Below are 14527 nucleotides of genomic sequence, written 5' to 3'. Positions count from 1 at the left end.
ATAATGGAAACAACGATTTGGGTATTGGGTATAGTCGTCTTCCTTGCACTGGCGTTTGACTTCATCAACGGATTCCACGACACGGCGAATGCCATTGCAACTTCGGTCTCGACCCGAGCACTGACGCCACGCCGAGCTATTCTTATGGCTGCGGTGATGAACTTTGTCGGTGCCATGATGTTTACGGGAGTTGCGAAGACGATTGGGGGGAGTGTAACCGACCCCACCACGCTAGATAACGGGATTGAGGTCGTCATAGTCACCTTGATCGCGGCGATTATCTGGAACCTGGTTACATGGTGGTTTGGTATTCCGTCCTCTTCCTCACATGCATTGATTGGAGCCCTTGCAGGAGCTGTACTCGTTGGCGCAGGCGCTGATAAAGTCAAATGGAGTGGATTCATTGACATCGTCGGAGGATTGTTATTATCACCTCTGATCGCATTTGCCATCGGTTATGTGGTCATGACCATTCTCAAATATATTTTTGCCAAACGCAGTCCGCATAATGTGAACAAAGGTTTCCGTACGGTACAGATTTTCACAGCAGCGCTCCAGGCGTTTACGCATGGTACCAATGATGCGCAGAAGGCAATGGGGATTATTACTTTTGCACTGGTCGCAGCAGGCGTACAGGATCATCTGGATGTTCCGTTGTGGGTTAAAATCTCCGCGGCAACAGCGATGGCACTCGGTACTTCCATCGGTGGTTGGAAAATCATTAAAACGATGGGAACCAAAATTTTCAAAATTGAACCGATTAACGGGTTTGCAGCTGATCTATCAGCCGCATCTGTTATTTTCTCGGCAACCTTGCTCCACCTGCCGGTGAGTACAACTCACGCAATCACATCTGCCATTCTGGGTGTTGGTTCCGCGAAACGTTTCTCAGCCGTGAAATGGGGACTTGCCGGACGTATCATTATTACGTGGTTTATTACGATTCCGATTACCGGGGCGCTGGCAGGATTGTTGTACTGGATCATTTTCTAATTCGAAAATGTGTTCCGGGACAAATTCTGGGTTTCAGACAAACTGTTCATAACTATGTGAATATCGGGATATGTGGACAATTATACAACCAAAAAGAAGAGACGCCTGTGCATGAACGTGTGGACAGGCTGGATATGTGGATAGCCATCCGTGGAATGATAAACCAAAAGAAGATATTCCTGTGGATACAGAAAACTGTGGATAGGGAAATGAGAGAAGCCAACAGGGTTGGCTTTTTTTGTTGTCGCGTTTGCAGGATAACGTGTGTATAATGGGCTGTTGCAGGAGACGGTTCAGTGGTTAAAGTTGTACAATAACGTAAAGGATACAAGACAAGGACGTGGTCTATTTTATGATTCGTACACTCGCCATCTCACGGGATCATCAGGTATCTGTAAATGTACCGCTTACACAGCTGGATCTGCAGGATTACGCTTGGGTATGGGCAGATTTCAATCAGCCTTCCGAAGAGGAAAGCCAGTTGCTCGATACATATTTTCATTTTCATCCATTAGCTATTGAGGATTGTATGCATGTATTGCAGCGACCTAAGCTCGATTATTATGACAATTTGCAGTTCCTCGTGCTGCATGCACTGAATCCGACCACATTGGAAGCGGAAGAGGTGGACCTGTTTCTGGGTGCGAACTTCCTGGTATCCTTTCATCACGGGGCACTGGAGGAAGTTGATGAAGCTTGGGAGAGGTTGCTGCATCATGCGCACGAACGAACCATCTGGGCCCGAGGCCCGGTGGCAGCGGCATATACGGTGATGGACAAGCTGGTCGATCATTATTTCCCGTCTCTGTTTGCCATAGAGGATGAGCTGGCTGAACTGGAGAACCGGGGCGGCAAGGAGTCGGTGGAAGACCTGATGAATCAGGTGTTCGACTTGCGCAGTCGACTGCTGAAGCTTAGACGGACGGTAGTGCCTATGAGGGATCTGCTCTATCGTGTAGTCAATTCTCAGCATGTGCAGAGAACAGGAGAGCATACCGTATATTTTACCGATATCTATGACCATTTGTTGAAGCTGACGGATATGATTGAAGCTGATCGGGAGATGACGGCTGACCTGCGCGACAGTTACATTTCGCTGAATTCCAACCGTATGAACCAGATTATGAAGACCCTCACCGTGATAACAACAGTCTTTATGCCACTGACGCTGATTGCAGGGATCTATGGTATGAACTTTGCTTATATGCCTGAGCTGCAATGGAAGTTTGGGTATGGAGCTGTGCTGCTGTTGATGTTTATTCTGGGCGGAAGCATGGTGGCCTGGTTCGTGAAGCGGGGCTGGTTTAAGTAAGGAAGAATAGAAACTGAATAGCAAGTGAAGAGTTAGCGATCTCCACAGATCGCTTCTTTAGCCTGTGTATGATGTGCATAAGAGGGCAAATAAGAGTACATATAGATTCATTTTCGGAATAGATGTCCACATGTGGATAAAAGTAAATGAAGAAGCATCATGTGCATAACTTTATTTGAGGGGGAGTTTGGCTGTTACGAACAGGATGGAAAAAGTAATAGGCATCTTCAGTACTGAAGACGCCTTGGGGAATTTCTCAAGGAATGGATGCTATGAGCTGAATTTTAACATGGGATTTATATCATAAAAGAACCTTCCTACCTTTTTATGATAAGTTGGATGGCTACTGGCCCTTCGCAGGTTACTCTGTTTGCTCCAATACAAATGTGGCTGTAGCTGTAGGTTGTCCATTAACGACAATCGTTAGCGTATGCAAACCAGCGTAATGCTTTCTCGTCGTAATGACTTTGAACGATTGCTTCGTTGCAACCTTGGTTCTTCCGGTAGGGAAGGTTTTGTCAGAGCATTTGAACCGCTTGGGTGCCTGCTTGCCATTTGCTTTCATATATCCGATTTCATATTCGATTCGCAGCATCTGTGACTGACCACTTTCATTAACGACATCAAAGGAAAAATGGAGATCTTCCCCGATGGCCACGGTATCTCTTGCAAGCTGAAGATGCTCGATATGTGTCGCATCCTGCTCGACATAACCAAAGAGACTCAGCGCCTTCGGATGTCCCTTTTTCAGTAATGAGCGGCTTGCATGACGAACGATCCAGTCCGTATGTTCATGTTGTCCGTACCAGCTTGAGGCCAAATCCAGGACCAGTTCTGGATGGTCTTTCGAGATGTCGTTCAGGTGATTGGCTACACTTTTTCGGACATACAGGGACTCGTCCTGCTTCAATTCATGCAGAATGGGAAGTACTGGTGTTGGATCGGTGATGAATTCCCGAAGTTTGGAACCCCATGGAAGACGTGGACGGCTGCCCTCACTGGCAAGCCTGCGTATATGTTCATTGGAACTTCCCGTCCATTCCATCATGCGTTTCATCGTTTCGATCGGGTAGCGTTCAATAAACGGGCGTACCGCGAACTCGGAACTGGAATAAGGTGTGAAGAGGGTCAAGTACTTCATGGATAGTTCGTAGTTTTCCGGCGCAAGTCCGTTGACTTCAATAAAATCAGGAACGAACAAATACTCGACCCCTCGCATCTGTGGTGCTGCCTGTTCAATCACGTGTAATGCCTCTTCATAGTTGTCAGGGAGAACTTCGGTCAATGCCGACGTAATGCGGCGGATACGAGCTTTGAATTCCAGCTCTCCCCAGCCTTCGGCAAATACAAGTTCACGAAATTGCTGCTTGTCCAACTTGGGGTAGAAGTGGTGTAACCTTTCTCCTGTCCGGTCGATTAATGCGGGAGTATATTTGTCTTTAAACAGTTCCATAATCCGCCTCCTTTATCTATAACACAGTATACCTCAATTCACGGGAATAAGAACATAGGTTCTTAAGAAAAGGTTATGAATATTCTCTTATATGAAAGAATGAGTGGATTGAAGGGGAGAATAAGATGGAAGTGGATTAAGGCCCCCCCTTATGTAAGAGGGCGCCTGGGAAAAGAGTTAGAGCTTTTTGCTTTTTTTAGGACGATGTTTGGTAGAATTGGATTTATTCCGGCCAGTTTTACTATTCGTGTTCCGTTTGCGCGGAGCAGAGGTCGTTTTTTTACGGCGTTTGCGTGAGCGAGGTGGCGAATACTCTTCATAATCTTTATCCGCAACACTGCTTCCTTTTTTTCCTTTTCCAAAAGGCAGAATCCCCATCACTAGTTTCATCATGGGTGCCATCTGCTGGAAGCCGCCAACGACCTTTTGCATTTTGCCGATTCCACTCATGATGCCATCAATTCCACCGAAGCGGTCGATCATTCCTTTCAGTTCTCCGATGTTGGCCAGGGAAAAGCCTGAGGAAGACGCAGGAGCTTCCACCGGAACAGGGGGAGCAACAGGAGCTCCCCCGCCGAAAAAGTTTCCACCGGGTCCCCCGGGACCACCTGGACTATAAGGCACAAGTCCGGATGCTTCAACCTCTTGGAATTGAGGGTAGTAAGGCTCTACTCCAGGATACATGGGTGGAACCTGAGCTTCATTCAATGCCCGTGGCGGCATATAGGCAGTAGTATGGGCCTGCCGTTGCGTATGGGAAGCCGGACGCTGCCGTGGAGCGGGCTGGCGGTGATAATAATGCTGTGGCATGAACTATCACGTTCCTTCTATGTTGGATTTCGGAATTGCGTTCCTTCAGCTGCTGGACGTGCATAACAGACCGAGTTGGAACTCCCTTTTGCTATACTGTATGTCATTAGCGGAGAGACGGCGTAGGCGAGTATCCCGTAAAACGGGATATTTGCGGATTTGGGCGCAGGAGAGTATGATAGGTTCGCAGTGGAATTATATGGTTTGGACACAAATTTGTCACATTTTAAACATAACAATTCCTACATAATTAATCGGAAATATACGCGGAAAAAGGGGATAAATCGTGAGATAGAGGGGGATTGTGCGCGCAGGGAGGACATTAATGCTATATGAAAGCGGTAACATGTATTTTTATTCTGTAGTGCGTGAAATCGTTAACGCTTGAAATACCAACTCAGGCTGGGTACAATGAAGGTACACAGTAACCGCTAGGGGATGATGATGAAATGCAGCTGAAAAAGCTAAATGATAAAAGCATTGAACAATTATTTGAGGCTATTTTGACTCTGAAAGATATTGAAGAGTGTTATGTGTTTTTTGATGACCTCTGCACGGTAAACGAGATTCAATCCATGTCCCAGCGGCTGGAAGTAGCGCGTATGCTTGGCAAAGGAAATACCTATAACCAGATTGAAGCTGAGACAGGTGCAAGTACAGCCACGATCTCTCGTGTAAAACGCTGCCTGAACTACGGTAATGACGGTTATAAAATGACGCTGGAACGCCTGGGACGTTAAGGATGAAGAAACCGGGTGTACTCATCATTAGTCACGGTTCTCAGGAGAAGACCTGGGTAGAATCCGTCGATGACGCGGTCTCCCGGTTGAATCTGCCTGAACCCTTGCCCGTTGAAGCCGGGTTTCTTGAGCTTGTGGAAGGACGCCTGATCCAGGACGGTATCAACCGACTGGAAGCACAGGGCGTAACTGATATATTGGTCGTACCTCTGTTTGTTTCGTCCGGTAGTACACATGTGGATGAGATTGAGTATGCCATCGGTGCCAAAGACGCTCCGGAGCGTGAGACGGATCTGGAACCCTTCGAGGTGAATCCACAAATTCACTTCGGTTATCCTGTGGGTAACGACTCGGATATTGCGGTTATGGTCTGGGACAAGGTAAAGGCCCTGTCGCAGCAACCAGAACAGGAGACGATCCTGTTAGTCGGACATGGGAGTATTCACGATGGATTCCGTCAGCGCTGGGAAGCGGGCATTTCTTCACTCGCACAGCGGGTGCAGGAAGTAAGCGGTGTTGCTCATACCGATTATGCGCTGCTAAATCCGGATAGTGTGTACGACAAGGCGAAATACTGGAGTGAAGAGCGGGGGAGCCGGGTTATTGTGGCGCCGCTGTTTTTGAGTGCCGGTTATTTCACCATGAAGGCGATCCCGGGCCGGCTGAAGGAACTGGATTACGCGTATAGTGGTGAGGCACTGCTCCCACATCCTTTATTAGGAAAGTGGCTGGAGCGCCAAATTCAACTTTTACTGGAAAGATGTAATAAGGTTAGGTTTTAATTCAGGGAAAACAAGTCGCTGCTGGCGATTATTCCCGTTATCTCTAACAATAGCTTAAACACAAACGGCAGAGATGCCGTTTTTTTGTTTTTATATGTATTTTAGACAAAACACGCCGAATCAGGCGTGTTTTTTTGCATTAGGCCAAACCCTTTACGAGCCGAAGTTCCGGGTTCAATCCGTTCATACAGAGTGGAGGTGAGGGTTTTAACTCAGAAATGATTATCTTTACAGGAAAGTTTTTGTCTGATAAGATGTCAACATTCAATTGTTAACCTCAAAAATAATTTTGGTTAACAATTGAAATGATCTAACGGAAGGTGATATCTTGTGACACATTATGAACGGCTTGCAGCTATAAATAAGGCCCATTTATGGAACCCTTTTACGCAGATGAAAGATTACAATAACTCTGATCCTCTCATCATTGAACGAGGCGAAGGCGTCATGCTCTATGACGTCCAGGGACGTGCTTATTATGATGGCTTCTCCTCGGTTTGGCTTAATGTTCACGGACATAACATACCCGAGCTGAACCAAGCCATAACGGATCAGTTGGAACGTGTTGCACATTCTACGTTACTCGGAATGGCTAATGTGCCAGCTATTGAACTTGCTGAGAAACTAGTAGAGATTTCCCCAGAGGGATTAAATAAAGTATTTTATTCCGATTCGGGCGCAACGGGTGTTGAGATCGCAGTGAAAATGGCGTTTCAATACTGGAAGAACCGAGGAGAAACCGGTAAAACGAAGTTTATCACGATGAATCAAGCCTATCACGGAGATACGATTGGTGCGGTGAGTGTCGGTGCAATTCCGTTGTACCATGATGTGTTCCGTCCCATGCTATTTCCTACTCATGTCATTCCATATCCTTACATTTATCGACATGAGGACGGCGAGCGGGAAGCCATGGAAGCTACGTTAACCGCATTGCGTAATGTACTTGAAACCAGTGCAGATGAAATCGCGGCTATTATCGTGGAGCCGATTGTGCAAGGAGCTAGCGGCATTCTTATAATGCCAGAGGGCTGTCTACGCGAGATGGCAGCACTTTGCCGTGCATATGGTGTACTGTTCATAGCCGATGAGGTGGCGACAGGCTTCGGCAGGACAGGTGCTATGTTTGCTTGTGATCTGGAAGAAGTTTCACCTGATTTGATGGTGATAGGCAAAGGCCTTACAGGCGGCTACTTACCTGTGGCAGCGACACTGGCAACAGATGAGGTGTACAGCGCATTTTATGCCGATTATGAGGAGCAAAAAACATTTTTCCATGGTCATTCCTTCACAGGTAACCCGCTCGGTTGCGCAGTTGCTTTGGCTAACTTGAAACTATTTGAAGAGCGCAACCTAGTGGAAGGTGTAAGAGCAAAGGCGGCTTTTGTAGAGCAGAAGCTCTCAGTACTTAAAGATTCTCCGCACGTCGGGGATATCAGGCAGAAGGGATTGATGTTAGGAATTGAGCTTGTACGGGATAAAGCAACTCGGGAACCGTACGATTGGGCCGAACGTATTGGCGTTCGGGTAACGGAGCGGGCCAGAGAGCTTGGCATGCTTACGAGACCCCTTGGCAATGTTATTGTGTTCATTCCTCCTCTTGCTAGCACAGAGGCTGAGCTTGAAGCAATGATTGATATCTTGATGCAATCCATTTTTGACGTCACCGAAGGTGGTTTGGAATCATGAATGTAATTCGCGGATTATTCGTAACAGGTACGGACACAGGGGTTGGGAAAACAATCGTTACAGGGGCTCTTGTGGCTGCGCTTCGTGCTGAAAAACGGAATATAGGCGTCTGGAAGCCCGTGCAATCCGGTGCACTTCTTGGCAGCGGAGAAACCGATGCAGAACGCCTGTTGCAATACACCGGAATTCATGAGCGTGCCGAGCATGTGGCGCCATTTACATTCCAAGCTCCACTGACCCCGATGCTCGCTGCTAAGCAGGATGGGGTGGATGTTACGTTACAGGAGATTATCAGTGCGGGTCAGCAGCTGGCAGATCGATACGAATCGGTACTCATTGAAGGAGCAGGCGGTGTCGCTGTTCCTCTGACCGAAGACTCTTTTGTGGTGGATTTAATCTCGAAGCTACGGACACCGGCTCTGATCGTTGCGCGGACAGGTTTAGGTACGATTAATCATACACTTCTTACAGTGTCATACCTGCAGCAGCATAGGGTACCGATCGTAGGTTTTATTCTTAACGATGGTGAATCTGACGAGATTTATAACGATTCCAGCATCACAACAAACGCGGAGCTGATTGAACGTTATTGCGGCATACCCTTTCTTGGACGTTTTCCTCGCTTGATGGACGAAATGAATACGGAATTGTTGATCCAGGTGATTCGAGAAAAGATCCAGTTAACACCAATCAGACACGCACTAACAGTTCAATCCATGGAGGAGGAATGAAGTTGAAAACAACGGTAACTAATCTAGAATGGTCGTCGCTTGCGAATCGATCGTTGAATGGCGAATGTTTAACAATGGAAGAAGGACTTGCCGTGCTTGAAGCAAGCGACGATGAGGTACTGCCGCTAATGCAAGCGGCTTTCCAAGTGAGGCAATATTTTTACGGCAAAAAAGTGAAGCTGAATATGATCATCAACGCCAAAAGCGGCTTTTGTCCCGAAGACTGCGGTTATTGCTCACAATCCATTGTATCCACCGCTCCCATCCAAAAATACAGCTTGCTCGACAAAAAAACGTTGCTTGCAGGAGCACATGAAGCTATGGCGCGTAAAGCAGGAACCTATTGCATTGTAGCTTCAGGGAAAGGTCCCACGAATAAGGAGCTGGATCAAGTGGTAGAGGCGGTAAAAGAAATCCGTGAAACGATGCCCCTTAAAATCTGTGCTTGTCTAGGAATCTTGAAGGACGGTCAAGCAGAACGTTTAGCTGAAGCAGGTGTGCACCGATACAATCACAACCTGAACACAAGCAAGGCCAATTATCCATCGATAACCACAACGCATACCTATGACCAGCGGATTGAAACTGTGGAAAAGGTTAAAGCATACGGCATGTCCCCCTGTTCCGGTGTCATTATCGGTATGGGTGAGAGTAATCAGGAAATTGTCGAGATGGCTTTCGCGCTCCGTAAGCTTGATGCGGATTCAATTCCGATTAATTTTCTCAATGCGATACCGGGGACCCCTCTGGAAGGAGCTGGACGCACTCCGGCTATGAAGGCGCTCAAGGTACTGGCACTATTTCGGCTCATCTGTCCGTCTAAAGAGATTCGTGTTGCGGGTGGACGCGAGATCAACCTCCGTACATTGCAACCTTTGTCGCTGTATGCTGCAAATTCACTCTTTGTAGGTGATTATTTAACGACAGCAGGTCAGGAAATATCGAATGATCATCAAATGATTGAAGATTTGGGTTTTGAGATTGAGTTAAATGCACTTTAAGGCGGTACGGACTATGAATTGGATGGAAAAAGAAATTGCGTTATTGGCTGATGCCTCCAATGAACGTTACTTGCGTGATAGTGCCGTGGTTCCAGATAGCCCTGGTTATACGTGGAGAGGAAACCGGGTGCTCCTCAACCTGGCCTCCAATGACTACCTGGGACTTGCTCGACATCCCGCTATCATCGATACAATTCGCGAGACGCTTCTTACCGAAGGAGGAGGCTCGGGCGCATCTCGTCTTGTTACTGGGAGTCGACCGCCTTATGGCCGTCTGGAAGAAGCGCTGGCCACTTGGCAGCAGAGTGAAGCCGCGCTTGTTTTTGCGAATGGCTATATGGCTAATTCTGGTGTCATTCGTGCGCTCGTGGGCCGGGGTGATGTCGTTTTTAGTGATCAATTAAACCATGCCAGCATCGTGGACGGTATTGTGCTGAGCCGCGCGGAACATGCCCGGTATCGGCATAATGATATGGAACATCTGAAGCTATTATTGAACAAATATCGGGATAAACGACGTAAGCTGATTGTCTCGGATGCCGTCTTTTCAATGGATGGTGATCAAGCACACTTGGAAGAGCTCGTTGCGCTCAAACAAGAATACGGGGCAATGCTGATGGTGGATGAGGCGCACAGCGGGGGCATCTACGGGAAACGGGGCGAAGGACTTTGCTTTAAGCTTGGATTGCATCATGAAGTGGATGTGCACATGGGGACGTTTAGCAAATCATTCGGTTTATATGGAGCTTATATCTGCGGCAGCCGAACATTAATCCGCTTTCTCGTTAACAAAGCAAGGCCACTTATCTATTCAACGGCATTGCCGCCTTCTCTGGTAGCTGGTATATCAACAGCGTTAACTTTGGTACAAGCGGATCATTGGCGCCGGGAACGTCTCTACTCGGCAAGTCAATTATTTCGTTCTTCGTTTAGGGATGCCGGATTTCACGTTGGGACCGGGGACTCTCCTATTGTGCCGATAATTGTTGGTGATAACGAAAGGGCTCTTCGTTTCAGTGAGGCACTTGAAGCAGGCGGTATTGCTGGGGTCGCTATTCGACCGCCTACCGTTCCTGATGACACAGCGCGAATCCGCTTCTCCTTATCTGCCGACCATACCCCTAAGGAACTGAATGATGCCAGCGCACAAATCTGCAAAATCGGGCTGCAGTTAGGGGTGCTGAGCTTATGAATGCCTTGGATAATAGTCCACTGCAAATTGAGCAGGAGACAAGTGGAACCATACTATGGCTAACGGGATGGAGCATGCCTGATGCGATGTTTGACCGTCTTCGCCTGTTATTGCCTGAATTTCGTCATATGTCTGTAGATTATAGTGTTGCGGATTCTCCAGAGGAAATCCTGTGTTTAACTGAAACAGCAGTTAGAGACATGTTAGGTATTGAAGGGTCAGTTTGCAGGGAGAGAGTAGCACACGGTCCGCTTCTGATATCAGGTTGGTCGCTCGGAGGTTTACTGGCGCTCAGACTAGCGGCTAAAGGTTACGTGGATGGCCTTGTGCTGTTCGGTGCAACGGCTCGTTTTACCCGCTCAAAAGAAGAGTTTGACCGCGGCTTGGCAGATGCATACGTTAGGCAGATGATCAAAGGGATTTTAAAGGATCAACACGCAGTGGAAGCCAATTTTCGAAAGATTATGTTTACGGAGCAAGAATGGGAGGCGGGTCTTGCTGAACGTCTACCTCCTATGGGGGGCTGGAAAACGCAAGCGCTACTTGCAGGCCTGCAGATTTTACGAAGCGAGGAATGCTTGTCTCAATTGCCGAATATCGATTGTCCGGTTCTACTTATTCATGGGACTGAGGATAGGATATGTCCTTACGGTGCTGGCTTGGAACTTATGACTCAATTACCTCAAGCTAAGTTAATTACATTAACAGGCTGCGGGCATGCACCCTTTTTGGGAAAAGAAGTACACATCGCTGATGAATGGAGGAGATGGTGGCATGACCATTGGAAGAAGTAGTGTTGTTCAACGCCAATTTAATCGTAGTGCCACTTCTTATGATGCACATGCTCATATTCAGCGTTCTATGGCTGATCAGCTAGCAAGATCCCTCGAGGAATGGAAGAACAAAGGGGTCTTAAGTAATCCGAGCATTCTTGAGATCGGTTGTGGCACAGGGGCTTTGACTCAAATCCTAGTGAATGAATGGCCTAATGCGAATATTACTGCACTTGATATTGCACCCGAGATGATCGAAGTGGCTTCAAAACGGTTCCGATCAGCACAGCATCCAGGTGAAGGGGATTGTACAACGGATCGTTTGCGTTTTCTACAGGCGGATATTGAGACATGGGCCGTAAATGCATCGGAGTCCTCAGTGGATATCATCGTCTCTAACGCCTGTTTTCAATGGCTAAGTTCGCCGAAGGAAACACTGGGTCACCTGCGGCGAATGCTGCGCCCGGGTGGCTTGCTCATATTTACGACCTTCGGGCCTGATACATTTCGTGAGATGCATGAGGCATTTGATGAAGTTTATCGTGCCAACGGGATGGAATCACAGCGACATGGACTTTCGTTTCATTCACCTGTTCAATGGGAAATCATGCTTCAGGAATCCGGATATTCTAGTTTCCATTGTGAGCGTTCGATTCATATGGAAAAGTATGCTTCGGCAAGGGATTTTCTGTATTCGGTTAAAGGAATGGGAGCCAGCACTTCAGAAGCAGCAACGATTCCTGGGTACAGTTTACGACGTTTATTCACCAACATGTATAAGCAGTACGAGGACAAGTTCAGCATACAGGGAGGAGTCTCGGCAACATATGATCTCCTGTTTATTCAATCCGTAGCTCCTTATTAACCCTTTACCTGAGAAGGAAGAATCAGATGAAGCTCCAGCAAAGACATCAGTTCTTCGACAATCTCCTGTGCCGGATAAGGCATGGAATTCATGATCCACCATTCCAGCAGCCCAGCGGCGGCAGAAGCCAGAAATTGTACAGTGATCTCCCGATTGATACCTTTGTGAATGCCGCACGCATCAACCTGCTCTTCCACTCCCTGAATCAGGATTTTCATCAGCCGGTTTCGAAAGGCAGGAATGCCTTTTTGGGTTAATAGCGTGGTATAAACAGGGGCGTGCTGCTCCAGATAACAGAAGGTTCGGAGCATCGCCTCCTTGACGGTCATGGGCGTTGTAGGACTCTCTACCATACAGCTCTCCACCAGCTGCTGCAAATACGTCTCAATGCTTTGATCCAGCAGATCGAACTTGTCCGTGTAGTGCAAATAGACGGTACCACGGTTCACATTGGCCCGATCAGCAATCTCATTAATCGTAATTTGCTCGAAATCCTGCTCTTCTAACAACCCGATAAAGGCATCGGTTATAGCTTTTCTTGTTTTGACCACTCGTCTGTCCATGGCTCCCCCTTTGATGTTTTCAACAATATGGATCCATTCGTTGATTATTCAACAATAACGGATATTTTAGCGATTGAAGCGTTGCAGATGCTTTGTTACTCTTATTTTATCAACAAATGTTGATAAAGCAACGAATATCCATAAAAAATTGAAATAGAGGGATAACTAATGAATATATTAGTGTATGGCGCAGGCGTTCTGGGCAGTCAGTTGGCGCAGGTTCTGGTACGTGGGGGAAATGACGTTACCATTCTGGCTAGAGGGAGGCGGGCAGAGGAACTGGAGAGAGATGGTATTGTCATTCGTCATGTGTTCCAGCTTAAAACGACCGTTGATCCGGTTCGGGTAACAAGAACGCTGGAAGAGAAAGATGAATATGATCTTATTTTCGTGGTTATGAAGTACAACGATTTTCCATCAGTACTGCCTATTTTGGCAGCCAATCAGAGCAGGAACTTGGTGATCGTCGGCAACAATGCAGATGTAGGAAGCATGCAAATCTTTTTGGCGGAAAACAGCAAGGTGGAAAAAAGGATAGCGTTTGGTTTCCAGGTCAGCGGTGGGCGGCGGCAAGAAGACCGTATGTTATCCATTGGTGGAGCAAGAGGGCAAATGGTGATTGGTGGACTGGACGGTGAGATTGCCTTTAAATCGATACTGGGTCAAGCTTTTGAGAAGACGAAATACAAGTTGAATTACCTGGACGATATCGATGCCTGGCTGAAAAGCCATATTGTGCCCATTCTGATGCTTAATGCGGTGAGCTTTAATGAAAAGCGTGAGATGATCAAGCTGGACGGAAGCAGAAAGCAAATCCAACATATGATTGGGGCGATGGATGAGGGCTTTAGCGTGCTTGAGGCTATGGGCATAACGATTATACCGGAGATTCAGGCGAAACTGATTCGCAAACATCAGCGGATGTTTTACCTTCTATTAAAGATGTATAGTAAGCTTCCGATCTATAAACTGGTTGCGGGTTCTTTTGGGGAGATCGAGGCGTTAAATAATGCATTTACAGAATGGAAAAAGGCTACAGGTGTACCAACACCGCATTGGGAGATCTTGAAAAGGGACTATTCCATCTTATAAGCATGATCAAAGCAACTTCCTATTGCTCTTACTTCATTTACAGACTACAATTAAACCAACTAATAAAATGGGGATAAGGAGATATGTAGATGCGGGAAGTGCCTATGCGCTATGTCAAAGCGAACCAGATTGGGATTGTGCTATTTGTTGTCCTGTCATTTCTGTTCAACCAGCCGTTAATTCTGGGAGCATTATGGATCATTCAAGTTGTCGGTCTGGCATCCGGAGGCAAGCTTAATCTGTTTGTGCAGATTGGGAAGGCCGTGTTAACTGGAAAAGGGACAGAGACACAGGCAGTGGAACTGCAACGCTTCAACAATGTTCTGGCCGTATTGTTTCTCACGCTGGCACTTGTCTCATTCGGCCTTGGTTGGCAGGTAGCAGGTTATATTTTCTCGTCGATGCTTCTCCTCGCTGCAAGTGCCGCATTGCTCGGTTACTGTGTGGGCTGCACCGTATATTTTTGGTATAAACAGCTCCGAGCTGGCAGAAAGATTGGTTTTTAAACTACATGATTTTGCAAAAACAATC

The 14527-nt window shown here is 47.1% G+C and carries 15 protein-coding genes; 12 read left to right on the top strand and 3 right to left on the bottom strand.

All coding sequences use genetic code 11. From position 1 onward, the window contains the following. The first annotated feature begins 3 nt into the window (after positions 1-3). Together AC4PM4_RS27925 and corA are read left to right on the top strand one after the other, a co-directional pair. On the top strand, positions 4-993 hold the full coding sequence (locus AC4PM4_RS27925; protein ID WP_063568079.1) for an inorganic phosphate transporter: 990 nt from the start codon (positions 4-6) through the stop codon (positions 991-993). Between the two features lie 352 nt (positions 994-1345). Continuing rightward, on the top strand, positions 1346-2305 hold the full coding sequence (gene corA, locus AC4PM4_RS27920) for a magnesium/cobalt transporter CorA (protein WP_063568080.1): 960 nt from the start codon (positions 1346-1348) through the stop codon (positions 2303-2305). Between the two features lie 361 nt (positions 2306-2666). Here corA and AC4PM4_RS27915 read toward each other — a convergent pair whose 3' ends face one another. Together AC4PM4_RS27915 and AC4PM4_RS27910 are read right to left on the bottom strand one after the other, a co-directional pair. Next, positions 2667-3758 carry a DNA alkylation repair protein gene (locus AC4PM4_RS27915; RefSeq protein ID WP_465115209.1) on the bottom strand — a complete coding sequence of 364 codons (1092 nt, stop codon included), beginning with the start codon at positions 3756-3758 and terminating at the stop codon, positions 2667-2669. Positions 3759-3935: 177 nt separating this feature from the next. Further along, positions 3936-4568 carry a hypothetical protein gene (locus AC4PM4_RS27910; protein ID WP_079697190.1) on the bottom strand — a complete coding sequence of 211 codons (633 nt, stop codon included), beginning with the start codon at positions 4566-4568 and terminating at the stop codon, positions 3936-3938. A 449-nt stretch (positions 4569-5017) separates the two neighbouring features. Between AC4PM4_RS27910 and AC4PM4_RS27905 the strand changes: the two genes are divergently transcribed. The 8 genes from AC4PM4_RS27905 to bioC all read left to right on the top strand — a co-directional run bounded on the left by AC4PM4_RS27905 (position 5018) and on the right by bioC (position 12341). Beyond that, complete coding sequence (locus tag AC4PM4_RS27905; RefSeq protein WP_017690665.1) at positions 5018-5308, top strand: YerC/YecD family TrpR-related protein; 291 nt, start codon at positions 5018-5020, stop codon at positions 5306-5308. A 2-nt stretch (positions 5309-5310) separates the two neighbouring features. Then, positions 5311-6090, top strand: coding sequence for a sirohydrochlorin chelatase (locus tag AC4PM4_RS27900; protein ID WP_491615059.1), 780 nt, complete (start codon positions 5311-5313; stop codon positions 6088-6090). Positions 6091-6420: 330 nt separating this feature from the next. Beyond that, positions 6421-7779 (top strand): adenosylmethionine--8-amino-7-oxononanoate transaminase, encoded by a 1359-nt coding sequence (gene bioA / locus AC4PM4_RS27895; RefSeq protein WP_079697192.1) that lies wholly within the window; start codon positions 6421-6423, stop codon positions 7777-7779. Then, on the top strand, positions 7776-8510 hold the full coding sequence (bioD, locus tag AC4PM4_RS27890) for a dethiobiotin synthase (protein ID WP_491615058.1): 735 nt from the start codon (positions 7776-7778) through the stop codon (positions 8508-8510). Before bioA ends, bioD begins: the two co-directional genes overlap by 4 nt. A gap of 2 nt (positions 8511-8512) precedes the next feature. Next, complete coding sequence (bioB, locus tag AC4PM4_RS27885) at positions 8513-9511, top strand: biotin synthase BioB (protein ID WP_465115218.1); 999 nt, start codon at positions 8513-8515, stop codon at positions 9509-9511. Positions 9512-9524: 13 nt separating this feature from the next. Continuing rightward, the gene (gene bioF, locus AC4PM4_RS27880) at positions 9525-10703 is read left to right on the top strand and encodes an 8-amino-7-oxononanoate synthase (protein WP_491615056.1); all 1179 of its coding nucleotides are present in this window, start codon (positions 9525-9527) and stop codon (positions 10701-10703) included. Beyond that, the gene (locus AC4PM4_RS27875) at positions 10700-11497 is read left to right on the top strand and encodes an alpha/beta fold hydrolase (protein ID WP_400349113.1); all 798 of its coding nucleotides are present in this window, start codon (positions 10700-10702) and stop codon (positions 11495-11497) included. The genes bioF and AC4PM4_RS27875 overlap by 4 nt, the downstream gene beginning before the upstream one ends. Then, on the top strand, positions 11478-12341 hold the full coding sequence (bioC, locus tag AC4PM4_RS27870) for a malonyl-ACP O-methyltransferase BioC (protein ID WP_491615054.1): 864 nt from the start codon (positions 11478-11480) through the stop codon (positions 12339-12341). The genes AC4PM4_RS27875 and bioC overlap by 20 nt, the downstream gene beginning before the upstream one ends. Here the strand turns inward: bioC and AC4PM4_RS27865 are convergent. Continuing rightward, positions 12338-12904 (bottom strand): TetR/AcrR family transcriptional regulator, encoded by a 567-nt coding sequence (locus tag AC4PM4_RS27865; RefSeq protein ID WP_063568193.1) that lies wholly within the window; start codon positions 12902-12904, stop codon positions 12338-12340. The genes bioC and AC4PM4_RS27865 overlap by 4 nt on opposite strands. Before the next feature lie 168 nt (positions 12905-13072). Between AC4PM4_RS27865 and AC4PM4_RS27860 the strand changes: the two genes are divergently transcribed. Continuing rightward, positions 13073-13996, top strand: coding sequence for a ketopantoate reductase family protein (locus tag AC4PM4_RS27860; protein ID WP_491615053.1), 924 nt, complete (start codon positions 13073-13075; stop codon positions 13994-13996). A gap of 89 nt (positions 13997-14085) precedes the next feature. Next, positions 14086-14502 (top strand): DUF4395 domain-containing protein, encoded by a 417-nt coding sequence (locus AC4PM4_RS27855; RefSeq protein ID WP_063568191.1) that lies wholly within the window; start codon positions 14086-14088, stop codon positions 14500-14502. The last annotated feature ends 25 nt before the right edge of the window (positions 14503-14527 follow it).

The organism is Paenibacillus sp. MDV22-iso6 (assembly GCF_058408365.1).
Note: the sequence above shows the minus strand (reverse complement) of the source record. Positions and strands in the feature narration are given on the sequence as shown.

Coding starts and splice junctions, on each gene's coding strand:
- AC4PM4_RS27860 (WP_491615053.1), top strand. CDS start 13,073: ATGAATATATTAGTGTATGGCGCAGGCGTTCTGGGCAGTCAGTTGGCG.
- bioF (WP_491615056.1), top strand. CDS start 9,525: ATGAATTGGATGGAAAAAGAAATTGCGTTATTGGCTGATGCCTCCAAT.
- AC4PM4_RS27865 (WP_063568193.1), bottom strand. CDS start 12,904: ATGGACAGACGAGTGGTCAAAACAAGAAAAGCTATAACCGATGCCTTT.
- AC4PM4_RS27910 (WP_079697190.1), bottom strand. CDS start 4,568: ATGCCACAGCATTATTATCACCGCCAGCCCGCTCCACGGCAGCGTCCG.
- corA (WP_063568080.1), top strand. CDS start 1,346: ATGATTCGTACACTCGCCATCTCACGGGATCATCAGGTATCTGTAAAT.
- AC4PM4_RS27925 (WP_063568079.1), top strand. CDS start 4: ATGGAAACAACGATTTGGGTATTGGGTATAGTCGTCTTCCTTGCACTG.
- AC4PM4_RS27905 (WP_017690665.1), top strand. CDS start 5,018: ATGCAGCTGAAAAAGCTAAATGATAAAAGCATTGAACAATTATTTGAG.
- bioD (WP_491615058.1), top strand. CDS start 7,776: ATGAATGTAATTCGCGGATTATTCGTAACAGGTACGGACACAGGGGTT.
- bioC (WP_491615054.1), top strand. CDS start 11,478: ATGACCATTGGAAGAAGTAGTGTTGTTCAACGCCAATTTAATCGTAGT.
- AC4PM4_RS27915 (WP_465115209.1), bottom strand. CDS start 3,758: ATGGAACTGTTTAAAGACAAATATACTCCCGCATTAATCGACCGGACA.
- AC4PM4_RS27875 (WP_400349113.1), top strand. CDS start 10,700: ATGAATGCCTTGGATAATAGTCCACTGCAAATTGAGCAGGAGACAAGT.
- AC4PM4_RS27900 (WP_491615059.1), top strand. CDS start 5,311: ATGAAGAAACCGGGTGTACTCATCATTAGTCACGGTTCTCAGGAGAAG.
- AC4PM4_RS27855 (WP_063568191.1), top strand. CDS start 14,086: ATGCGGGAAGTGCCTATGCGCTATGTCAAAGCGAACCAGATTGGGATT.